Genomic DNA, 22,455 nt, shown 5'->3' on the forward strand with positions numbered 1-22,455 from the left:
CTTAAGATTCTTTTTCAAAGACCCTAAGCTTTGCGCTTTGTGATCTTTTATTCTGTTCAAGCTCCTCTTCACTTGGAAGGATCGGCTTTCTTGTTATCACCTTGCCCTTGGACTTCCTGCCGCAGGTGCAGACCGGAAATTCCGGAGGACAGATGCAAGGATCTTCATTGGTCTTGAAATTGTTTTTGGTGATCCGATCTTCCAGTGAATGGAAGGTTATCACGCAGAGCCTTCCGCCGGGATTCAGGAAATCTATGAATCCGTCCAGTGAATTCTGAAGGACGTCCAGCTCTCTGTTTAGTGCAATCCTGATAGCCTGATAGGTTCTCTTGGAAGGATGTCCGCCCTTCTCTCTCATTCTGGCCGGGATTGCAGCCTTTATTATGTCATTGAGCTGACCTGTGGTCTCGATCGGAGCCTTGGCCCTCTCTATACATATATGCTTTGCAATATTCTTGGCGAACTTGTCTTCGCCAAAATCTCTTATTATATGAAAGATCTCTGTCTCTGAATAATCGTTTATTATGTCTCTTGCTGTCAGGGTCTGTCTCTGGTCCATTCTCATGTCCAGTGGAACATCTTCCTTATAAGTAAATCCCCTGTCCGCATTATCAAGCTGGAAGGATGAAACCCCAAGATCAAGAAGTATTCCGTCAACTCCTGTAACTCCAAGCTCTTTAAGTCTTGTCACAGCGTTTTCGTAGTTGTCTCTTATTACAGTGATACGGGAGCCAAACTCTTCAAGCCTCTTGCTGGCTGCTGCTATCGCATCTGCATCCTGATCCACTCCGTAGAGGTGTCCCTTATCTGAAAGCCTCTCGGCTATGTGAAAAGAGTGGCCTCCTCCTCCCAAAGTGCCATCAAGGTAGATACCGTCTGGCTTGATATTAAGATTGTCTATGCACTCCTGAAGGAGCACTGAATAATGCTTGAATTCCATCAGATTCCTCACTGGAGGCTATATGCTTAAATGCTCAATCCGTACTCACTCATCTTGGCTGCAATTCCATTGATGTCATCAAAAGTACTTGCATTCTCCCACTCAGCCTTGCTCCAGATTTCAGCTCTGTTACCGACGCCTGCGATAACCGCCTCCTTCTCGATCTTGGCATGTTGTAAGAGGTTCTGTGGTAAAAGGATCCTGCCCTGCTTGTCAACTTCAGCATCAATGGCACCTGCGATAAAGAAACGTCCCAGCATTCTGGCTTCCGGCTTATCCATTGGGAGCGCCTGGAGTTTCTCTTCGAACTGATTCCAGCCCTCCTCAGCAAACACGAAAAGGCATCCGTCAAACCCCTTGGTTACCACAAACTGTTCACCTAGAAGTTCGCGGAACTTAGCTGGAATTATGAGTCTTCCCTTAGCATCAATGGAATGACTGTATTCGCCTTTAAATGCTGATCCCACAATTTTCTACCACTTATCACCACTTTTTGACACTTTTTACCACCTGAAACCATTATAATGCACTTTTTTTATGAAAACAATAGGTTTTTTAAACTTTTAAAATAAAAAAAGTCTAAAGTTTATGCGGGTTTGCACAAAAAAACGCCTATATAGTGTCTGACAAATTTGCCACCACTATATAGGCGATTTTGTTACTATTTTGTTGTAATATGTTCCTATTTTGTTCTGATTTTATTCAGGCATATTTTTATTTTTTATCAGCTCTTAAAGAATGTTGAAAGAATTCCGCGGCCTAAACTTGCACCAAGATTTCCACCAAGGGTCTTACCAAACTTACCAAAGGTTCCACCCACGGTCTTACCCACTTCTCTTCCAACGGTTCCAGCTACAGAGTTACCAATGGTCTTAGCTGTCTGCTTCTTCTTTCTGTCAGCTGCAGCCTTCTCTTTTTCCGCAGCCTTAGCTGCTGCGGCTTCCTCTTTCTCTTTTGCCTTGCGCGCAGCCTCTTCTGCCTCCAGCTTAGCCTTGGCCTCAGCGTCAGCCACTCCCTTTCTCTCAAGGAACTCAAATGCAGAATCTGGATCAACAGGCTCATAGTACTTGGTGTAGAGTGTGCTGCCCTTTATCTCTTTTTCTCTTGTGCTCTGATCTATTCCGCCCATAAGAGACTGTGGAGGAAGGATGAATACTCTCTCGCACATGGTTGGTGTTCCGGTCTCATCGAGGAATGAGCAGATTGCTTCGCCGGTTCCAAGTTCCTGGATAACATCTGCAGTGTTGAATGCAGGGTTCTCTCTAAAGGACTCAGCAGCTGCCTTAACCGCCTTCATATCAGCTGGAGTGTAAGCGTGAAGCGCGTGCTGCACCTTGTTTCCAAGCTGAGCAAGAACTCCGTCAGGAATATCCCTTGGGTTCTGGGTTACAAAGTAGATTCCAACGCCCTTGGATCTGATGAGCTTAACAACCTGCTCGATCTTGTCCATGAGCATTTTTGGTGTATCCTTGAACAGAAGGTGAGCTTCATCAAAGAAGAATACCATCTTAGGCTTATCAAGGTCTCCCACCTCAGGAAGAGTCTCAAAGAGCTCTGACATCATCCAAAGAAGGAAGGTTCCATAAAGGGTTCCGTTGTTGATAAGGCTTGTGGAATCAAGGATATTGATCATACCCTTTCCACCTTCACCTGTTGTGAACCAGTCTTTGATATCAAGGGCTGGCTCGAAGAAGAAGTCTTCTGCACCTGCAATCTCCAAAGATACGATAGCTCTCATGATGGCAGCTACAGAAACCTTGCTGATATTGCCGTAGCTTGCAGCAAAGTCCTTGTTATTCTCTGAAATATAATTGAGCATTGCCTTGAGGTCCTTGGTGTCCACAAGGAGGAGCTCCTGATCATCAGCAATCTTAAATGCGATTGACAGGATATCTCTCTGAAGGTCGTTAAGGCCAAGGATTCTGGAAAGAAGAAGTGGTCCCATCTCAGAAACAGTGGTCCTGAGTGGAATACCCTGTTTGCCAAACACATCCCAGAATGTAGCTGGATACTTCTGATACTTAAAGCCAGCCTCTGAAAGTCCGAACTTCTGAATGCGCTTTTGCATGTTCTCGTTGTCTTCACCCTCGAGAACCATTCCAGAAAGGTCTCCCTTGACGTCTGCAAGGAATACAGGAACGCCCATGTCGCTGAAGGACTCAGCAAGAACCTTTAAGGTTATTGTCTTACCAGTTCCAGTTGCACCTGCAATGAGGCCATGACGATTAGCCATCTTAGGTAAAAGAAATACATTCTCCCCCGCTTCGTTATTGGCAATCCAGATCTTGTTATCTCTTAACATGAAATACCTCCCAACGCTATTCTTCTATATTTGAAACACTTCCTATATTTTACCACATTTAGGTGCGCAAAAGGGTAATCCGGGTATTTTTAAAAAGAATCTTGCCGCCTTGACTATCCAAACACTTGTTCGTATAATGTGGGTATGGGATATGAACGAGAACGCACTTATATCTGCATAGATCTTAAGTCCTTCTATGCTTCTGTGGAATGCGCAGAAAGAGGACTTGATGTAATGACAACCAATCTTGTGGTGGCAGACCCCGAACGCACCGACAAGACTATTTGTCTTGCAGTTTCTCCGGCAATGAAGGCCCTTGGCGTCAAGAACAGATGCAGGGTTTTCGAGATTCCCAAGGGTATCGACTATATCATGGCCGTTCCCAGGATGCAGCTCTACATAGACTACTCCGCTGAAATCTATGCGATCTACCTTAAATACATATCCAAGGACGACATCCATGTCTACTCTGTGGATGAGGCCTTTATGGACGTAACTGAGTACCTGTCCCTCTATCAGATGACTGCCAGAGAGCTTGGTAAGCGCATTATGGATGACGTTTACGACTCTCTTAGGATCCGTGCAACCTGCGGAATAGGTTCTAACCTCTATCTCACCAAGGTTGCTCTTGATATCACAGCCAAACACTCCCCGGACTTCATAGGCGAGCTGGATGAAAAGAGCTACATAGAGACCTTATGGAACCACAGACCCTTAACTGACTTTTGGCGCGTGGGACCAGGCATTGCGAGGAAGCTTGAAACCTATGGTATGCGCACCATGGGCGATATAGCAAGAGGCGACGAGAACCTGCTGTATAGGCTCCTTGGAGTCAACGCCGAGCTTCTTATCGACCACGCCTGGGGCCGGGAGCCAGTGACTATAGCTGATATCAAGAACTACAGGAGCGCTGCCCACTCTTTATCCCAGGGCCAGGTACTTATGTCTGACTACAGCTTTGAGAAGGGTCTTGTTGTGGTCAAGGAGATGATGGACGTACTGTGCCTTGATATGGTGGACAAGGGCCTTGTGAGTAAGAACTTCTCTCTTATGGTGGGTTATACCAAGAACGTCATGCTCCCAATGGCAACCGGATCCTTTACCCTTGATACTGAAACCAATGCCAGCTCTGTACTGCTCCCCAAGATAGCTGAGCTGTACGAACAGATAGTTAATCCTGCCTACGAAGTCCGCAGGATGTATGTGGTATGCAATAACGTAATCCCCGAGGAATACATGCAGTACTCTTTCCTGATGCCCGCCGAGGACCTTGAGAGAGACCGCAAGGTACAGAAGGCAGTTCTTGAGATCAAAAACAAGTTCGGCAAGAATGCTATTTTGAAGGGACTAAGTTTTGAAGAAGGCGCTACCACCAGAGAGCGCAACAATCAGATAGGAGGTCACAAGAAAAATGGCTAGACAGAAGATGCCTCTTGATAAAAGAGCTGCTCAGTTCCTTCCATTTAAGGCAGTGGCCGGCCTTGATGAGGCTATAGCAGCAAAAGAGAAAATAACTGTACCAAAAATCGAGCTCTCCGAAGATTCCCTCAGAGAGCTCGATAAAAAGATGCATTTGATAAGAAAAGGTATGATGGTCTCTGTGGTGTATTTCCACAAGGAAGAATACCTTAAGATAACTGGAATGGTGGCCCGTCTTGATGAGACTGCCAGAATCCTTCAGGTGGTAAACACCAAGATTGAGTTTGATGATATTCTGGATGTGGAGTTTTAGCCCTTTTCATAGTAGGCAAGGGCAATTGCTCCAGGTCCCGCATAGGTTCCGATAGTTGCTCCTACTACAGCGTACTGGAGCTTACTTTCGTAGCCTTCATATAAAACCTTTGAGTCTTCCACATATTTCTTGAGCATCTCATCTGAGAAGCCCGAGTATGCAAGGCACACAGGTCTGTCCATATCTATTCCGCCGTGGTTTTTCACAAACTCCATCAGCATATTGTGGCTGTTCTTGGATCCTCTTGCCTTTCCAATGACCTTAACAATACCCTCATCAATAGTGATTACCGGCTTGATCATCAGAAGGTTACCCGCAAAGGCTGCTGCCGATGAGAGCCTTCCGCCAAGCTTAAGGTACTCAAGGGTGTCAAACACAGCGATTACATGGACCTTATCAAGTTCCTTTGTAATTGTATCTGCTATTTCCGCAGCTCCAAGGCCCTGTTCGCGAAGCTCTACCGCTCTCTGTACAATGATGTACTCTGCAATGCAGACCTGTTTTGTATCTATGGCAAAGACCTTTCCTGGATACTCAGCCGCGGACATACATGCATTCTGAAATGATCCTGAAACACCTGAGGACACTCCAAAGTAGACAACTTCATCCCCTGCTTCAACAGCTTCTTTAAAACACTCAGAATACTCATATGGAGGGATCTGACTTGTCTTTGGGATCACATCCGTCTCCACAAGTTTCTTGTAAAAGTCAGGACCTGTAAGTGTTACACCGTCCAAAAACTCTTCTTCCCCAAATCTAACCTTTAATGGAATAACTGTAACATTCCACTTCTTAGCCAGCTCCTGTGAGATATCACTTGCTGAATCTGTAATAATACGAACTGCCATACTGACTCCTCCCCATGTAGTTTTAATTACTACGTTTTGCCAATGTAGTTTCCGTTACTATATGATAAAATAAGCTACTGAAGATGTTTTTGGATTTGCAGTTTCCAAAAACATAGTCAGTAGCTTATCATGATTTGTATCTTTATGCAACTAATTATTTGCTATCAGTTACCCTTTGGGGAAGTCGTCGTGGATAAGACCAGGGTCTGTGTCGTCATCTTCGTCCCAGGAATCACCGCCGTCCTCCGACAGCTCTTTTGCATAGCGCTTATCTGTAAGGATCTGTCTGAAGAGCCCGTGGCATCCATCAGAGCAGTCTCTCCATGTAGCATCAAAGTTTCCAGTATACCAGGGGTCTGCCACATCTCCGTCTCTGTCAGTAAAGTCCAGCATCTTGTAGAGCTTACCCTCCGGGTCTCCTCCAAAGAGCCTCTCAAGATCCCTCATATTAGCCCTGTCCATGCCAATAATGAAGTCGAACTTATCATAGTCTCCTCTTGAGGTGAGACGAGCTCTCTTTTCGCTAACACCAAGCTCGTTGTCGTCGGTACCTATGCCATGCTCTCTGAGTTTAGCCCTAGCAGGTGGATATACAGGGCTTCCCATGCCATTCCATATCTCATCCGTGTGAGTTGCGCTGGACTCTATGTGGAAACTATCAAGAAGTCCCTGCTTATTTACAATGTCCTTCATAATAAACTCGGACATTGTTGATCTGCAAATATTGCCGTGACAAACAAAAAGTATTCTTATCATAGTTTTTTCTCCATAAGATCAAATCTGCCCTTGCGCCAGTTAGCGTATCCTCTGGATACGTACCCATTGTGGCGATAAAGTCTCTGAGCGTAAGGATTTTCTGTGAATGTATCAAGCCTTACTGCGCTGTATCCCATCTTTCTTATCTGGTCTTCTATCTGAGTAAGTACCGCTTTTCCAACTCCTTTATTCTGCATCCTTGGAGATACGCAGAATCTGTGGAGGACATAATAGGAATCTCCAAACTGCCAATCAGCGTTGCCATACTGTTCATCGCTCTCGTCGCTGATAACATAGAAGGCAGCCAGTTTATTGTCTTCAAGCACAACGTAAAGATTACCATCCTTAATATCCTGCTCAAAATCTATCCTGGCAGGATACAGCTCATCCCACTGATAGATCTCATGCCTTTCCATCTCTGCGATCGCGTCGCTCACAAGCTCGCAGATACTATCAAGATCCTTCATTGTCCCCAATCTGTAAATCATGTCTTATTCTCCTCCTGCCTCTTGGGTTTTGTTTTATTCAAACCAGCTCTTAACTGTAGCAATCTCCTGAATATACCCCTCATCTTCATTAGGCGTTTCAAGGATAAACGGAAGCCCTTCAAATACCGGATGCATCGCAAAGCGCTTCATGGCGTCCATACCGATCATGCCCTGACCAAGCTTCTCGTGGCGGTCCTTGTGAGAACCACGCTCATTCTTACTGTCATTGAAGTGAACAGCCCTTAGCCTGTTAAGTCCGATCACCTTGTCAAACTCTGCAAGTACGCCATCAAGGTCACTTACTATATCATAGCCCGAATCCCAGGTATGGCAGGTATCAAAGCACACCCCAAGCTTATCCTTGCACTCTACAAGGTCAATGATGTCTCTTAGTTCTTCAAAGCTCCTGCCTACTTCTGAGCCCTTACCCGCCATGGTCTCAAGTAGCACCGTAGTTTTCATCTCAGGGAAAAGAGCCTTATTCAGCCCTTCAGCTATCTGCTCAATTCCAACTTCCGCTCCCTGTCCTGTATGTGAGCCCGGATGAAAGTTGTAGTACTGCCCTGGCAATGCTTCCATCTTCTCAATATCTTTAATAAGCATATCTACGCCATTAGCCCTGGTCTCAGGATTAGCTGAGCACAGGTTCATGGTATAGCTGGCATGAGCTACAAGCTTACCAAATTTCTTTTCCTCAAGAATATCAGAAAGGGCCTTAACATCAGCAGGCTCTATATCCTTGGATTTACCGCCTCTTGGGTTTCTGGTAAACCACGCAAAGGTATCGCCGCCAAAACTAACCATCTGATGTCCCATTGCCTCATATCCATTTGTAACTGTCAAATGACATCCTATATAAACCATAATCTATCTACTCCACAACCACTTAGTAGCAGTGCCGAATTCCATCTTATCACAATCATGCCCATAAATGGGACAAATCCCAAAATAAAAGGGCACCCATTTAAGGGCGCCCTCCATGTTCAATCATTATTCCTCATTCTTAACTTCTTCCGCTCTCTTCTTTTCCATGTGCTCTCTGTACATCTTCTCGCCAGCTGCACCGAAGATCGCGATGATCATGATCCACCAGAAGCTCTTCTTTTCAGGGATCTTACCGGAATCCACCTCTTCTGAAAGAGCCACATTCTCTTCCTGGATGGCAACTGTGGTCTGATGATCTATAGTCTCTGTCTGAATTCCATCTACGTCACCTGAGAATTCCGAAGCATCAGGGGTCTCAGAAAGAGCTACATCTCCATCAGCAATAGTCTGACTTCCGCCTGCTCCTACAGCCTCACCAGATACACCTGCGCCGCCTACATCACCAGCTGCCTCAACATCATATACAGCCTGACTGCCAGTTATATCCTGAGCCTGAACAGTGTCAGCATGGAGCGAGCTTTCTGCAGATTCAATGATTGCTGCTACAGCCTGGGCGGCCACGTTGGTAGCTGGCCTTACAGCACCTGCTCCGCCAATATCTCCGGCTCCTGCCAGGTCAATGTCAGCACCTCCTGTGCCTCCTGAACCGCTTCCGCCTCCAGAAGACTTTCTAAGGGCAGCTAGAGTATCCGCCAGAACCTTTTCAGTGTCCACATATTTTTGCTGAAGTTTTTCGAGGTTATCGTTAGCCTGATCCGCAGTCTCTTTTGCCGCAGCCTTAAGAGAATTGAGCTCTGAGATAAGCCCTGCCACTGTCAGGTCATTGAGCCTTGCGGCCTCTGTTTCATCAACTGTGATTCCCAGATATCTTGCAACATCTGAAACACCAAGTGCCGTGGTTGCTTTAACAGTCTTCCGGCTCCTCTGGCTCTTTTCCACCACCTGATCAATTGCCTTATTCAGGGCATCCACCTGATCCTGGGCGTTCTGAGCTGCCTCCTGGGCCTTGCTGGTGGCTTCCTTGTACTGGGCATACTTGGTAATAAGCGCTGCTGCGTTTTCATTGCTATTGGCATTATCTTCAATAAACGAGTTCAGTCCAAGACTGTTATTAACAAGTTTCTCTACCTGTGCGCTTGAAAGCTTATTTTCAATATGCCACTTGTAAACATCGGTATTATTTTCTTTGCTGGTGTACTTCTTGATATTGTTATTTGATGCCACTATCAGACAGTTAGCATCGTGAAGGAGACTGTTCTTATTCTGAACAATCTTGGTAAGCGCATGTCCCTTGTAATTATCAAAGACAGGATACTGATCGTCGTCACCCACATTCGTGCAACCGGCATCTATAAGCTCCTGCCTTATGATCAGCTGCGTTTCTCCATTATCATCCACATAGCTGTAAACATCAAAGAAACCATCCAGATATGCTTGATTTCGCTCGCCACCATTTAGATAATGTTTATGTTCCGAGTGCTTGTTGCAGTATTGTATTATGTACTGGTTAGCTTCGTACTCGATAGCTTCTTTTTCAAATACTACGATACCCGGCTGTTTATCGCTGATATTGGTAGTCTTGTAATCCTTTCTCGTAAGAGAATCCCAGTTAAAGTACTTCTTGGCTCCTTCAATAGTGTTGCCATTTTCATCCTTGTAGCTGTAGGTGAGCTCAGTGTAGTTGTACTCCTGTCCATCAACACCCTTCATGGACTCACCAAACTTATAATCAACCACTTCTATTCCGAGGATCTCAGGCATATAGTAGTTGATGACTACGTTTCTCATAGTCTCTCTGCTTGGATTTATATTCTTAATGGCATTCTTCCAGGCGTTTTCATCATTTGTGCCCATTTTGCCTGCCATGTTGTTGGCCTGCTGCTCGTCTTCGAGTTTATCCTGTACAACTTCAAGAGCGCCTGCAAGGTTGTCCACCTTCTCTTTTGCAGTATCCACATCGTCCTGGGCATCATCAGCCGCCTTGGAAGCAGCTGCTGCCTTGGTAGCAAATCTTCCCTCAGCCTCATCAAGGGCCTGCTGGGCAGTTTCAAGATTCTTAAGAGCAGCCTCATACTCCGCAGTAAGTCGCTGATACAGAGACATCCTGATCGCCAGATCTTCCTTGGTCTCATCCACCAGCTGCTTAAGGTCAGCATATGCCTCCCTGGCATCTTCCGGAGTAGCTGCAGTCTCAATTGAGTTAACAAGCTGAGCTGACTTCTGGCTTGCGGTCTCAGTTTCCTCAAGCATCTCATTAGCTGTCTGATTGATAGCCTCTGAGCAGTCAAGCATCTCTCTTGCTTCTTCTTTTACAGTGGCAAAAGAGCTCTCGGCTTCCTTATTGGCTTTATCCGCCTCCTGAAGATTATCCTTAGCTTCAGATATGCTTCCTGAAGCCTCCTTAAGCTGAGTTGTAGCTGCGGAAATCTGCTCTCCCTCAGAGCTTTCCTTATCAATTACAACATCCTCTGCTGCCTGAATAAGATCTGAGATGGCAGCCTGTGCGTCTTTTCCGCCCTCTTCAGCGCTTGCAGCCTCTATTCCGTTTGCCTCATCCCCATTTATGATAACGTCAGCTGCTGCCTCAGATGTTTCCTGGGCATTTGGAACTGCTGCCTCAGAAGTCTCCTGAGCACTTGGAGCTGCTGCTTCAGGTGCAGGCGCAACGGCCTCCTGAGCAGTATCCGCTGCCTGCTCAGCCTCCTGAGTCACAGACTCATAGCTCTCCCCTGAAGATACGCTCTGTTCCTGACCAGAGCCGCTATCCTGAGGTTCCTCGTCATATTCATTGGCATAAGCAGTTATAGGAGTCTGCAGAGCCATCATGGCAGAAATACCGATGGTCAGGGCAGACAGTAACCCCTTGTTGGATATCTCTCTTTTTCTCATATTCTGCCTCCTTAAGAAAAACTATTACTCTTCGTCCCCACCAATATGTTCAAACAAGTACTGAAGTACGTCTGGCGTAAACTTCCTTGCCTTAAAAGCAACAGATTTCTTTTCCCCTTCTTCCTGGTCTTCTCTGACAGCTTCTGCATACATGATCATGGTCTCAGCAACAACGATCATATCTCTGCCTACCAGATTGGGAATTCGCTTATCAACAGTAATGGCGATACCAAGCGGACTTATGTTCTTAACCTGTCCATAGTATTTGTGGAGTGTCTCCTTATCCACGATTACACTGTTAGCAAGAAATTCAACTCGGTTAATGGTTCTTCTCTCTAGCATTTTCTTGTCCCCCTTAATGGCCAAAATTGTGTTTTTTTCTACCAATATTATATCGAAATATAAAACATCTGCCGTAACCTATTGTGCACAATATAATTGTATTGTATAATGGAGCTGACGTTTAGAAAGGAACGATTATGAGTAAACAGTTAGAATTTAAAAAGCCTTCCTTCGACGAGGCTTCAAAGCTTTCAAAGATATATGCACTTAGAAGCAACAAAACCTGCGACAGCACAGTGCTTGACACCTTCATCTGGAAGGACTTTTATAACGCAAGGATCTACATGGAGGATGAGGCAGCTCTTATACTTATGGAGGATGCAGACGGCTATTTTGCTGCAATGCCCTATTGCAGGCAGGAAGACCTTCCCAAATACTTCTCCATGTTAAAAGAGTATTTTGGTGAGGTACTCCATGCTCCCCTTAAGATACATCTTGCAGACGAAGATGCCCTTAAAGCGTTGCAGCTATCTGATAACCCGGAATTTGAGATCACAGAGGAGACAGACCTTAAGGACTACCTCTATGACGCCTCAGATCTTCGCACTCTTCCAGGTAAGAAGTTCCAGAAAAAGAGAAATCTCATAAATAAGTTTATGAAGGAGTACGAGGGACGCTGGTCCTACGAAACCATGTGCTGCAAGGACGAGTACTTCCTTGAGATATTCATGAACAAATGGGTTGAGGATAGACTTAAGGATGGCATCGAGAGCAGGGACACTCTCCTTAGCGAAAAGGATGGAGTTCTTGATATCTTAAGAAACTGCGATAAGATAACCTTCCGTGTTGGCGGTATCTTTATTGACGATCAGCTTGAGGCCTTTGCAATCGGTTCCTACAATCAGGCGGAGCAGATGATAGTTGTAAGTACCGAGAAAGCCAACAACGATATTCCTGGTATATACCAGATGATAAACCAGCAGTATCTCCTTAATTCCTATGAGGAAGCAAAGCTCGTTAACCGCGAGGACGACATGGGCCTTGAAGGCCTTCGCCAGGCAAAAGAAAGCTATAACCCTATAGGCTTTGCCAGAAAATTCAAAGTCACCCAGAAAAACTCCAAGTTCTGAATAAAGCCCCCAGTGTACTTTTTTATGGTACAATTCTTAGGTAAAGAATTTCTTTTTGGGGGACGATTCATGAAACTTAAAGATCTAAGCTCTTTTAACAATATTGTTATCCAGTGTCACGACAATCCAGATGCGGACGCTCTTGCATCTGGATTTGGTCTGTACACCTACTTCAAATCCCAGGGAAAAGACGTAAAGTTCATATACAGGGGTCACAACAAGATCCAGAAGAGTAACCTCATGATCATGCTTGATGAGCTGGAAATCCCAGTATCCTACGAGCCTGATTTTGATGAGGAGCCTGAGCTTCTTGTGACTGTTGACTGCCAGTATGGACAGAGAAATGTCACAACAACCAAGGCCAAAAACATCGCCATAATTGATCACCACCAGAAGACCGTGGATCTTCCAGAGCTCTCTGAAGTAAGGAGCAACATAGGAAGCGCCTCCACCGTTGTCTGGGACATGATCTGCGCTGAAGGCGATTCCGGAAAAGAGCTGATCCGCACCAACCAGGATCTGTCCACTGCTCTTTACTACGGCCTCTATACAGATACAGGTAAACTCTCCGAGGTATCCCACCCTCTGGACAGGGATATGCTTGATGATCTCTCCATCGAAAAGAGCCTTATTGTAAAGATGAGTAACTCAAACATTTCCCTTGGAGAACTTAAGATAACCGGAAAAGCTATCCTTGGATATGAGTACTTCAGGGAACAGAAATACATGATAATCAAGGCTGAGCCCTGTGACCCCAACATTCTTGGAGTAATGAGCGATTTCTCATTAGAGACTGCAGGCGTTGATATCTGCCTTGCTTACTACGAGCGCCCTGAGGAAGTTAAGTTCTCAGTCCGCAGCTGCACCAAGGAAGTCCATGCCAATGAGCTTGCTGCTTTCCTTGCAGAAGGTATTGGCGGAGGCGGCGGTCACATCTATAAGGCCGGAGGCTCTATCCGCCCTGAAAAGATTGATGATTTTTCAGCTGATGAGATCTTCAAAGAAAGAATGAAGGATTACTTCGACAGCTTCGAGGTTATCTACGCAGAAGATACCACTTTGGATGCTACAGATATGCTCATGTATGAAAAGCTTCCTGTAGACAGAGGCTGTGCAAAGCTCTCTGATATCTTCCCTGTTGGAAGTCTTGTGTGCATCAGAACCCTTGAAGGTGACGTTGATGTTACCGTGGAAGATGATCTGTATGTAATGATAGGAATTGAGGGTGAGATATACCCTATCAGAGAAGCCAAGCTCCTTAAGAGTTACTTCATGAAGGATACTCCATACTCAGAAACCTTTGAGTATCCACCAAGCATAAAGAACCTTGATACAGGTAAAAAGAAAAATATCATGGAATATGCAAGAAGCCTTGGCGTAGCTAGTACTGATTCTACTAATATCTACGCAAGGCCTCTCACAAAAGGTGTTAAAGTCTTTACCGCCTGGGATAAAGAAAAATATTATCTTGGAAATGTCGGGGATTATATCGCCTTCAGGACTGATGATCCACACGACATCTATGTAATTAAGGGCAGCCTTTTTGACAGGCTGTATAAGCGTTGTGATTAATCAGTGATACCATACATTGACTTCTGATCCTCACTCATCTCTTCTCCCTGAAGATAGTCTTTTGTTTTCTGGATCAGACGCTCAACAGAATAATGCTCAAAATAGCCTATCCTGCCTTCCTTCTTATTGTTTTCATAACTGTAAGTAAGGAAGGTATCTGTTTCTTTGTCATGTCCAAAGCAGTTCATGACCCTGGTGGTCTCGATCCAGGTATCTGTCTCAATAATATCTATAAGATCCCCAACCTGAACATATAAGAATCCATTTTCATCATCAGCTTCTATGGATGAATCGAACAGATATGCCATATATGAAACTGAAAGGTCGGCCTTTCCAACAAACTCTCCATTTTCAGCATTATATCTGAAAAGAGTACCATCCTGATAAGCAACAAGAAGAAGTCTTTGTCCGCCGATCTTTGTGATCACCATACCAAGGGGCTCAACGTTACCGCAGGATATCTCTGAAATGAGATTCTGGTCAGCATCAAAGAGCTTGATGACTTCAGCGTTTGATATGGCAAGTGCCTGGCCATCTCCCGCTACATATTTAGTCTTTTCCCATTCTTCAGGGAGCTTGACCTCTGAATAGGTCTCATTGTCCATGTGAACCAGATAGTCTGTTTCAGCAAGGACATATACATCGTTTGACTCAGGAACGAAAAAGAGATCTCTGCCCCAATCAGGGATAACAACAGTCTTTTTCTCTCCTGTAGCAAGGTCTATCTCTTCTGCTTTGTTTTCCTTGCCGTGCTGGGTATCTATGTACACGAGCTTACCATCAGCCATTGCGCACTTTGGATCATAATCCCAGGTATCGTCATTTATTAGGAGCTTGTCTATCTTCTTGCTCTCTATCTCAACCTCGGTGATCTCAAATCTGTTGTCCTGACAGCTTGCAAGGTACAGGGTTCCTGCATATACGCCAAGTATCTTGTATCTTGATGGCTTGATGCCGTCCTTAATGATCACATCCCCAAGGTAAGATTTCTCTTTTGTATCTACAAAGAACACCCTGCATCCCTCGTCAACCTCTGTAAGTACACACAGAGTATTGCCGCTAAGGAAGTGCTCGATACCGCTTATGTTGTATTCAGGAATGCCCTCGATCTGTGTCCAGTCCTCATCATAGACACCAGATGCATAATACACGATATCTCTGCTAAGGTACTTCTGGGCATAGACGCCGTTGCCAACAACTGCTCCTGAAAGGTTATCTGCAAACCTGCTAATAAGGGATACTCCAGGTGTATCTCCATTCATGCTTGGAGAGCCTGTTGCTCCGCCCTGGGTAATGAATAAAGGCTCGCCATCCTTATCAAGGTCGCTGATATCAATGATCGAGTCATTGAGTCTGTAGTTTCCCAGTTCCTCACCGGTCTGAGGATTCCAAACCTTACAGGTATCTCCAGTTGAATATGCTACATTGCCATTTTCAAGTGGCAGGAATTTGGATTCGATACTTACATCATAGGTTACAAGCTCTGATTCCCAGTCCTGAGTAAGAGTTCCTGATGAAAGACACCTTACAAGGGTATGTCCCTCAGTGACAAAGTCATAGTCATAGAGTCTTGAACTGCTGGTACCGCTCTCAAAAGGAGGAATGTCCATAAGGATCTTATCTCCTATATAGAGAAGCTGACGAGACCATCCTTCATAGGTGTCAGAAAAGGTTTTTTCTCCGCTTTCAAAGTCATACTCACCGACGCGGTAGTTATCGTCACTTATCGAATACCTTGTTGCCTCACAAAAAGCAAGCTTCTTGCGGTCATCAGACATTGCAAAATGGTTGATGTAGTAGCTGTCAGTCTCTTCCTTGGTAAGGATATCGAAACTCTTAGTGATAGAACCGTCTTTCATGGAGACTATATCAATATGTCCCTGGCTTCCGGCAATAAGTATTGAGTCATTGCCATAATCAAATACGTCAGAGGCATAAATGAAATTATACTCGCCATCCTTATCAGTAAGTGTCCAGAGCATTTCTCCAGAAGTAAGATCAAAGGCTCTTGCACTCTTTTCGCAGCGTATTATCAGCTTGTCATTTCCAATAAAGGTAAAGTCCTCAGATTCCTGCTGATAATCATCATAGTAGACCACCTGCTTATGAGTCTTGGCGTCCCATACAATGATCACGCCGCTGGTGTCCCTGGCTCCGAAGTACTTCGCATCAGAAGTAAGCTTCATGTCATTTACATGATTGGGCATCCTGTAGTTCCAGACTATATCAATGTTTCCACCCTCAAGGGATGTATATGCCATGGAAGACTTGGTCACAGCCCTTATAGCCTCAGGTGTTACAGGTCTTTCGTCCCCTTCTCCGTCTGGCAGGGCAAAAAGAGAAAGCTGCATGGCCTCAAGTCTGTTCTCATCTTCAAGAACCTTCTCTGCCTGATTGGCAAGATTTCTTGACTGGTTTTTAAGGGACTCAAGGTAGTTCTTATGAATAAGGGTATTGCTGTAGAACATGTATCCGGCAAAGCCAAGAGACAGCGCCATAACGCCGCTGGCAATTGCTGTCATCCTTCTCATCTTGTACTGACGATGTCTGTTTATGAGTTCGTCGTATGAGCATCCGATAAGGGCAGCTGCCATACGTGGAAGCTCCTCTGCCTTGGCTCTTCTGTATGGGAGACGATAGTCACAGGATAATGGCTCAAATGGCATCTCTACCGTGCGGGTAACTCCGTCCTCGTCCACCACTTCCTTTTTTCCTGTCAAAAGAATCTTAGGAATAACCTCATATGGCTCACCATCCGCAAGGACTGTGAGAATCTGGTTCATGGTGTGATTCTTAAGGAAAACCTCTATCTCTCTTTCAACCCAGGTAGACTTCTTGGTATTTGTTGAGCAGATGACAATAAGGTAATCTGCATTGTAAAGAGCCTGGGAAATAGTGTCATTAAGGTCACTTGTAATAGGGAGCTCATCCTTGTCCCTGAAGATCCTGTCGATCTTTTTAACTCCAGTGGACTTTTGGATCTTCCTTGGGATATGGTAGTGCTCAAGGTCCCTTACAATGGAAGCTGCGATCTTATTATCAAGATCCGCATGCTTGTATGATATAAATGCGTTGAAATGATTGATCATAAAAATACCTCACTTTTAAAAACACAGCGTTCGAATTATACCATAAACGCCCGTTTTTTCATATAAAAAGATGCCAGAACATTGTTCTGACATCTTAAGATATTATCACTCTATTTCGATTATACTGATACGTCAAATCCTCCGCTAGTAGCTGGTGCCATCATGGCTCCGCCAGCCGCTGCACCAGGCATTGAAATTACAGGAGTTATTCCTGGCATATCAGACTTAAAGACTGCTGAAGGGCTTCCACTATGTCCCGATCCCATGGCTCCTGCCATTCCATTGGCCTGTTTTGATTTTTCATGCTCCATGATTCCTTTAAGGTACTGCTTGTCGGCCTCAGCTATCTCTTTTAACTCCTTGAAGCGGTGCTTGATCTTAAGCATCTTAAGGTCTTCTTCCGACATATTTGGATCCGGAGCAACCATGGACTCAGACAGTTCCGAAAGGTCAAGCTCCTCTAACATGTCTCCCATGGCTTCCATGAGCTGATCCATCATGTCATCCATTGAACCTGAAAGCTCTTCTACAGGAATCTGGAACTCGGTAGCAAAGTCCTGCATCTGAAGGGCCATCTCATAGTCGTAATCTTCCAGACCTTCCTCCAGCTCATAATCCATCTCATCAGGATTTAAGCCTTCCTCAAGCTCTTTTGAAAGCTCGTCGTTTTCTTCCTCTGCCACCTCTTCTCTTTCTTCCTCGAACTCTTTGATGGCGCCAGAAAGACCTTTTCCATTTCTTTCGATCATCTCTTCCTGCTCAAGGTGGTTTACCTTTTTCTTGGCTACCTTTTCCATGGACTTGGCATGGTCTATTGCAAGCTGAAGCTCTTCCTCGTCGTACTCGCCGTTTGCCCTAAGGCGCTTTAGCCTCATTATCTCTCTCTTTGCAGCCTGGACTGCTTTTCTTGCAGTAACAGAAGTCTTACTTCTTATTATCTGGGAAGAAATCTTCTTAAAGCTGTACTGGAGTTTCTTTTTCTCAAGAGAAGACTTCTCGGTCTTAGTCCTTGAAGCGCTCAGCTGCTTGGCGTAGCTCATACTCTGTTCAATTACGCTTTGCTTTTGCTTCTGTTCAAGCCTGTTATTATATTCGAGCCGTGTGATAGATGTGCCGGAAGATTTACCGGTGTTAGAAGTCTGATTGGACGTAAATTTATTAACAGTACCAGTTTTGTTGCTGGTCCCGTTATAAGACTTGGCATATAGATTCTTTACCCCGATAGAACTAATAGCCATTACAACGTCCTCCGTGACGTATTTTGCCCATAGATATCCTTATCACTTTTTATATCGACCAGGCACTAAAAAATCTTTAGTCCCCTTTAAACAACTTTATGTATCCACTTCCCTTTGAAGAACCGAATAGTGAAGATTATGCCTCGCATTCCCCAGTCTGAGAACATTCCGATCCACACACCCATTGGGCCCATTCCAACTACTCTTATAAGATAAGTTGCAAGCGACACCCTGAGGAGCCACATGGTAAGGGTAGCAACTATCATGGAGAACTTCACATCTCCCGCTGCTCTCATTCCATAGGCAGTTACAAAGGATGGCGCCCAGAGGATAGGCTTAACGATTGTGATCCATCCAAGCATATAAAGACAAAGGGCCGCGCTCTCTTTTTCCATGCCAGCCATAGCAACAACCGGCCTTGCAATAGCGTAGGTGAAAAGACAACTCGCCAGGATCACAATATATCCCCATCCGATCATCTTTTTGGTATAGTAGATGGCTTCGTCCTTTCTTCCTGCCCCAAGGCACTGCCCAACTATGGTCATAAGTCCTATTCCGACGCCGCATCCCGCAACGCCGTTGACATTCTCAAAGATATTGGTCATGGCCTGGGCTGCGATCGCAGTGGTACCAAGGATAGATACCGAGGACTGGATAGCCAGCTTACCAAACTGGAACATGGAATTCTCTATTCCGTTTGGTATTCCCATAGCAAGGATCCTCTTTATCTTGGAGAAATCCGGTTTTATCCTGTGGTAGCTCCTTAAAGATATGAGCTGACCAGGTCTGTGGAGAAGTACAAGAAGCACTGCCGCAGAAAAGAGCCTTGAAAGCAGCGTAGCAAGTGCTGCTCCGTAAACTCCCATGTTAAATACAAAGATAAAAAGAGCATTTCCTGCAACGTTAAGGATATTGGAAACGATAGCCACATTCATGGGAAGCCTTGTGTTTCCTTCAGCCCTAAAGATCGCTCCTCCCGCCGCAGCAATGGCAATACCAGGGTAAGACAGGATCGTCATAAGGAAGTAGATTCCTGCAGCCCTCATAACGTCTGCGTCTATTTTTCCAAAAATAAGGACAAGAAGCTGATTTCTAAAGATCATGCACAGGAGCATGATCACAAAAGAGATAAAGCCTGCCACCAGGATCAGCTGGGCTGCGGCTTCGTTAGCTCTTTTGTCATCCTTCTGACCTATGTATGTGGCACAGATGATAACTCCGCCTGTAGCAAGAGCGGCAAAGGTCTGGACCACCAGGTTGTTTATGGAATCCACAAGAGAAACTCCCGAAAGGGCTGCTGCTCCCACGTTACTAACCATCATGGAATCCGCCATACCCATAAGGGAGTTGAGAAATTGTTCAGCTATAATAGGAATCAGCAACAGGATAAGTTTCCTGTTGCTGAACATGTGATCATTTTTCATATTACATTCTTTCTGGAGAATCAAAGCCTAAAAGGTCGATACCAGTCTCAAGGACCTTAAGTGTAACGTTAAGAAGTGCAATGTAGCTCTCCTTCTTGTTGGCATCTTCCTCGGAAAGGATCTTGGTTCCGTGGTAGAAGCTGTTAAATGCATTACTAAGGTCATAGATGTAGCCACAGATCCTGTTTGGAGCAAGGTCAGCAGCTGCACTCTCAACTGCATCAGCAAATCTTGTAAGAAGAAGCATAAGGTTCTTCATAGCCTCGCTGTCTGGGTTATCAAGCTTGGCATCCTTGGCACTTGAGCCCTCTGCCTCGTACTTCTTTAAGATAGACTTGATACGTACGATGGTGTAAAGGATGTATGGGCCTGTATCTCCCTCGAAGGAAGTGAACTTGTCTATATCGAAGATGTAGTCCTTAGCTGGCTGGTTAGAAAGATCGCCGTACTTAAGGGCTGAAAGAGCGATCTTCTTAGCTGTGCTCTTTGCCTCATCCTCTGGCATATCAGGGTTACTCTCTTTTACCCTGCTGTACATCTTGTCATTGATCTCCTGTACAAGACTCTCGAGGTGCATAACACCGCCCTCTCTGGTCTTAAATGGCTTGCCATCAGGGCCGTTCATGGTTCCGTTACCAACGAATCTAAGGTCAGTCTCAGGAAGAGCAAGCCTGGTCTTCTTGGCAGTTCTGAACACCTGCTCAAAGTGAAGGGCCTGTCTCTTATCTGTGAAATAGTAAATAGCGTCTGGACGATACTCCTTCATACGCTCCTGGATAGTAGCAAGGTCTGTTGTGGCATAAAGAGCTGCTCCGTCTGATTTAAGGATGATGCATGGTGGCATCTCTTTTGTATCAGACTCCTGTGCAACGTCAACTACAAGCGCACCCTGGCTCTCATGAGCATAGTCATGTGACTTCATATAATCAACCATTCCCGGGATGATGTCATGTACATCTGACTCGCCCTTCCAGAGGTCAAAGTGAACGTTAAGGCTGTCATAGTTCTTTTTAAGATCTGGAATAGAAACGTTCATGATGTGATGCCAGATAGCTCTGTAGGCCTTGTCTCCGTCCTGCATTCGCTTTGTAGCTTCGAGAGCCTCAGCCTTAAACTCAGCTGCTGCCTTCTTGTCCTCTTCGCTGGCATCGTCAGAAACCTTGGTCTTACCACTTGCTATAGGGTAGATCTCAGCAAGCTCCTGAATTGTGAAAGGTGGCTCCTTAGGGAAAGGACCACTGTGATTTGGATCAAAGTATGGAAGTTCCGGATGACGGCACTTGAGCTCTGTGATGATAAGGCCCATCTGAAGTCCCCAGTCACCCATGTGAATATCGCCAATAACGTTATTGCCGGCATACTTAAGGATTCTCTTTACTGCCTCACCAATGATAGCTGGGCGAAGATGTCCAACATGAAGAGGCTTAGCTACATTAGCTCCGCCGTAATCAAGGATTATTGTTGGTGCATGTCCGGGCATTGATACGCCCATGTGCTTCTCATGAAGCATTCTGACAACGTATCCCCTTACGAAATCACCACTTACTGTAATGTTAAGAAAGCCGGGCTTAACTGACTCAACCTTCTCAAACATCTCATTTCCCTGAAGCTTTGCAGCAACTTCATCAGCAATGATGAATGGAGCCTTGCCATACTTTTTAGCTCCAGCCATGGCGCCATTGCACTGATACTCGCACAGGTCAGGTCTGTTAGAAATTGTAGCCCTTCCAAGCTCACGCTCGTATCCTGCTGCCTCAAAAGCATCTCCTACTTCCTTTGAAATTAGCTCAAGTACTTTTTCCAAAATAATTACCTCTTTTCAAATTTACTCTATTCCATAAAACTCATCGATAGCAAAAAGCCAAAGTGACAATGTATCGTCTGAGAACATACCGTATTCACCCTCTGAATCGTACTCTGTATCCCCATCATTCATATAAAGGAACTTCTCAGAATAGTCAACGATCCAGGTATCTTCCTCATCATATGCATTAACACCGTAGAAATAGGTTGTTGGCTCATCAGCGTCATACATACAATAATAAACATCCATGTCAAGGTCACTGAACTCACTGGCAAATGTAAGGCAGTACATCATGGACTGCTCAAAATAATCCACCTGATTGTCCACAAGCTCTGAATCAACCAGATGAAGCTCCAATAGCTCATAGAAAAGATCTCTGTCGATCTCATAGCCATCATCTAAGACCTCTTCATCAATATAGTCACAGAATTCTCCAACAGTCTTGGTGCTGCCACTATATAGTATCGATGAATCATCTATAACGCCCTTGCCCGAAATATACACATAGTTGTCGAAGTATGTAGCGTAGGCATACTCATAATCCTTATAAGCGCCGTCTAATTCTTCACCCAAAAAGTCCTCAAAGAACTCCTGCTGATCTTCTCCAAGGTACTTTCCCCATGATGAGGAATCACGTGGAAGTTCATCTAAATCGATGTCATATTCATCTTCAAGATCCCCTAAGAGATCATCAAGGTCATCCATATCATCGATATTTTCTATCTCTTCTGCATAATCAAATGCTGTCTTAAAGTAGTCGTAAGCCTTCTTGATGGCAATACCTGTGCCTACTGAGATAACAAGGAGCGCTGCGATAACTATTGCAACAACCGGCCATACCTTGCTCTTTTTAGGAGCAACTGGTGGTGCTGAATAATTAGGATTAAACTGTACAGGTGCTCCAGTATTATCAATTACAGGTGCAGTGCCTGCTGGCATCTGCTCAGTTGGTGCTCCCACATTGATGGCTGTTACCATTACCGGTGCTCCACACTTATTACAGAATTTCTGATCCGGACTTACCTCAGCCCCACAATTAGTACAATACATTCTCATTCTCCCTCATATAAGTAATA

18 protein-coding genes are annotated in these 22,455 nt (G+C 45.0%); 4 read left to right on the forward strand and 14 right to left on the reverse strand.

The annotated features are described in order from the left end of the window. Window position 1 precedes the first annotated feature (1 nt). From rsmH to D6855_RS04045, 3 genes are all read right to left on the reverse strand, one after another. A complete protein-coding gene (rsmH, locus tag D6855_RS04035) occupies window positions 2-940 on the reverse strand; it encodes a 16S rRNA (cytosine(1402)-N(4))-methyltransferase RsmH (protein ID WP_120738326.1) in 939 nt (312 codons plus the stop codon). A 26-nt stretch (window positions 941-966) separates the two neighbouring features. Beyond that, window positions 967-1,407, reverse strand: coding sequence for a division/cell wall cluster transcriptional repressor MraZ (mraZ, locus tag D6855_RS04040; protein ID WP_120738327.1), 441 nt, complete (start codon window positions 1,405-1,407; stop codon window positions 967-969). 257 nt (window positions 1,408-1,664) lie between these two features. Continuing rightward, window positions 1,665-3,242 (reverse strand): helicase HerA-like domain-containing protein, encoded by a 1,578-nt coding sequence (locus D6855_RS04045; protein ID WP_120738329.1) that lies wholly within the window; start codon window positions 3,240-3,242, stop codon window positions 1,665-1,667. A gap of 144 nt (window positions 3,243-3,386) precedes the next feature. On the opposite strand from D6855_RS04045, the gene D6855_RS04050 reads away from it, so the two are divergent. Both D6855_RS04050 and D6855_RS04055 read left to right on the forward strand, forming a co-directional pair. Beyond that, on the forward strand, window positions 3,387-4,661 hold the full coding sequence (locus D6855_RS04050) for a Y-family DNA polymerase (protein ID WP_120738332.1): 1,275 nt from the start codon (window positions 3,387-3,389) through the stop codon (window positions 4,659-4,661). After that, on the forward strand, window positions 4,654-4,974 hold the full coding sequence (locus tag D6855_RS04055; protein WP_120738334.1) for a YolD-like family protein: 321 nt from the start codon (window positions 4,654-4,656) through the stop codon (window positions 4,972-4,974). The genes D6855_RS04050 and D6855_RS04055 overlap by 8 nt, the downstream gene beginning before the upstream one ends. Here the strand turns inward: D6855_RS04055 and D6855_RS04060 are convergent. From D6855_RS04060 to D6855_RS04085, 6 genes are all read right to left on the reverse strand, one after another. Continuing rightward, complete coding sequence (locus D6855_RS04060) at window positions 4,971-5,822, reverse strand: DegV family protein (RefSeq protein WP_120738336.1); 852 nt, start codon at window positions 5,820-5,822, stop codon at window positions 4,971-4,973. The two genes, D6855_RS04055 and D6855_RS04060, sit on opposite strands and share 4 nt — an antisense overlap. Window positions 5,823-5,990: 168 nt before the next feature. Further along, window positions 5,991-6,578 carry a low molecular weight protein-tyrosine-phosphatase gene (locus tag D6855_RS04065; protein WP_120738338.1) on the reverse strand — a complete coding sequence of 196 codons (588 nt, stop codon included), beginning with the start codon at window positions 6,576-6,578 and terminating at the stop codon, window positions 5,991-5,993. After that, on the reverse strand, window positions 6,575-7,066 hold the full coding sequence (locus D6855_RS04070; RefSeq protein WP_120738340.1) for a GNAT family N-acetyltransferase: 492 nt from the start codon (window positions 7,064-7,066) through the stop codon (window positions 6,575-6,577). The genes D6855_RS04065 and D6855_RS04070 overlap by 4 nt, the downstream gene beginning before the upstream one ends. Window positions 7,067-7,099: 33 nt before the next feature. Further along, window positions 7,100-7,930 (reverse strand): deoxyribonuclease IV, encoded by an 831-nt coding sequence (locus D6855_RS04075; protein ID WP_120738342.1) that lies wholly within the window; start codon window positions 7,928-7,930, stop codon window positions 7,100-7,102. A gap of 126 nt (window positions 7,931-8,056) precedes the next feature. Continuing rightward, complete coding sequence (locus D6855_RS04080; protein WP_120738344.1) at window positions 8,057-10,840, reverse strand: hypothetical protein; 2,784 nt, start codon at window positions 10,838-10,840, stop codon at window positions 8,057-8,059. 24 nt (window positions 10,841-10,864) lie between these two features. Further along, entirely contained in the window at window positions 10,865-11,182 is a 318-nt protein-coding gene (locus tag D6855_RS04085) for a hypothetical protein (protein ID WP_120738346.1), read from the reverse strand. A gap of 137 nt (window positions 11,183-11,319) precedes the next feature. Here D6855_RS04085 and D6855_RS04090 point away from each other — a divergent pair, with 137 nt between their 5' ends. Both D6855_RS04090 and D6855_RS04095 read left to right on the forward strand, forming a co-directional pair. Further along, on the forward strand, window positions 11,320-12,252 hold the full coding sequence (locus D6855_RS04090; RefSeq protein WP_120738348.1) for a DUF2156 domain-containing protein: 933 nt from the start codon (window positions 11,320-11,322) through the stop codon (window positions 12,250-12,252). Window positions 12,253-12,321: 69 nt separating this feature from the next. Further along, the gene (locus D6855_RS04095) at window positions 12,322-13,824 is read left to right on the forward strand and encodes a DHH family phosphoesterase (RefSeq protein WP_158589462.1); all 1,503 of its coding nucleotides are present in this window, start codon (window positions 12,322-12,324) and stop codon (window positions 13,822-13,824) included. Here the strand turns inward: D6855_RS04095 and D6855_RS04100 are convergent. From D6855_RS04100 to D6855_RS04120, 5 genes are all read right to left on the reverse strand, one after another. Continuing rightward, window positions 13,821-16,913: a TIR domain-containing protein gene (locus D6855_RS04100; RefSeq protein WP_120738352.1), complete on the reverse strand. Its 3,093-nt coding sequence runs from the start codon at window positions 16,911-16,913 to the stop codon at window positions 13,821-13,823. The genes D6855_RS04095 and D6855_RS04100 overlap by 4 nt on opposite strands. Before the next feature lie 119 nt (window positions 16,914-17,032). Next, entirely contained in the window at window positions 17,033-18,151 is a 1,119-nt protein-coding gene (locus tag D6855_RS04105; RefSeq protein ID WP_120738354.1) for a hypothetical protein, read from the reverse strand. An 86-nt stretch (window positions 18,152-18,237) separates the two neighbouring features. Beyond that, complete coding sequence (locus D6855_RS04110) at window positions 18,238-19,575, reverse strand: MATE family efflux transporter (RefSeq protein WP_120738356.1); 1,338 nt, start codon at window positions 19,573-19,575, stop codon at window positions 18,238-18,240. A gap of 1 nt (window position 19,576) precedes the next feature. Beyond that, window positions 19,577-21,379: an arginine--tRNA ligase gene (gene argS, locus D6855_RS04115; protein WP_120738358.1), complete on the reverse strand. Its 1,803-nt coding sequence runs from the start codon at window positions 21,377-21,379 to the stop codon at window positions 19,577-19,579. A gap of 21 nt (window positions 21,380-21,400) precedes the next feature. Further along, window positions 21,401-22,429, reverse strand: coding sequence for a zinc ribbon domain-containing protein (locus tag D6855_RS04120; protein WP_158589463.1), 1,029 nt, complete (start codon window positions 22,427-22,429; stop codon window positions 21,401-21,403). Window positions 22,430-22,455: the final 26 nt, after the last annotated feature.

Origin of the sequence: Butyrivibrio sp. CB08, assembly GCF_003625485.1 — a bacterium.
In the GTDB taxonomy this organism is placed as follows: Bacteria; Bacillota; Clostridia; order Lachnospirales; family Lachnospiraceae; genus Butyrivibrio.

What these genes read in the sequence shown, in the direction of transcription:
- rsmH (WP_120738326.1), bottom strand. Translation starts at nt 940, where the DNA reads ATGGAATTCAAGCATTATTCAGTGCTCCTTCAGGAGTGCATAGACAAT.
- D6855_RS04045 (WP_120738329.1), bottom strand. Translation starts at nt 3,242, where the DNA reads ATGTTAAGAGATAACAAGATCTGGATTGCCAATAACGAAGCGGGGGAG.
- D6855_RS04050 (WP_120738332.1), top strand. Translation starts at nt 3,387, where the DNA reads ATGGGATATGAACGAGAACGCACTTATATCTGCATAGATCTTAAGTCC.
- D6855_RS04055 (WP_120738334.1), top strand. Translation starts at nt 4,654, where the DNA reads ATGGCTAGACAGAAGATGCCTCTTGATAAAAGAGCTGCTCAGTTCCTT.
- D6855_RS04060 (WP_120738336.1), bottom strand. Translation starts at nt 5,822, where the DNA reads ATGGCAGTTCGTATTATTACAGATTCAGCAAGTGATATCTCACAGGAG.
- D6855_RS04065 (WP_120738338.1), bottom strand. Translation starts at nt 6,578, where the DNA reads ATGATAAGAATACTTTTTGTTTGTCACGGCAATATTTGCAGATCAACA.
- D6855_RS04070 (WP_120738340.1), bottom strand. Translation starts at nt 7,066, where the DNA reads ATGATTTACAGATTGGGGACAATGAAGGATCTTGATAGTATCTGCGAG.
- D6855_RS04075 (WP_120738342.1), bottom strand. Translation starts at nt 7,930, where the DNA reads ATGGTTTATATAGGATGTCATTTGACAGTTACAAATGGATATGAGGCA.
- D6855_RS04080 (WP_120738344.1), bottom strand. Translation starts at nt 10,840, where the DNA reads ATGAGAAAAAGAGAGATATCCAACAAGGGGTTACTGTCTGCCCTGACC.
- D6855_RS04085 (WP_120738346.1), bottom strand. Translation starts at nt 11,182, where the DNA reads ATGCTAGAGAGAAGAACCATTAACCGAGTTGAATTTCTTGCTAACAGT.
- D6855_RS04090 (WP_120738348.1), top strand. Translation starts at nt 11,320, where the DNA reads ATGAGTAAACAGTTAGAATTTAAAAAGCCTTCCTTCGACGAGGCTTCA.
- D6855_RS04095 (WP_158589462.1), top strand. Translation starts at nt 12,322, where the DNA reads ATGAAACTTAAAGATCTAAGCTCTTTTAACAATATTGTTATCCAGTGT.
- D6855_RS04100 (WP_120738352.1), bottom strand. Translation starts at nt 16,913, where the DNA reads ATGATCAATCATTTCAACGCATTTATATCATACAAGCATGCGGATCTT.
- D6855_RS04105 (WP_120738354.1), bottom strand. Translation starts at nt 18,151, where the DNA reads ATGGCTATTAGTTCTATCGGGGTAAAGAATCTATATGCCAAGTCTTAT.
- D6855_RS04110 (WP_120738356.1), bottom strand. Translation starts at nt 19,575, where the DNA reads ATGAAAAATGATCACATGTTCAGCAACAGGAAACTTATCCTGTTGCTG.
- D6855_RS04120 (WP_158589463.1), bottom strand. Translation starts at nt 22,429, where the DNA reads ATGTATTGTACTAATTGTGGGGCTGAGGTAAGTCCGGATCAGAAATTC.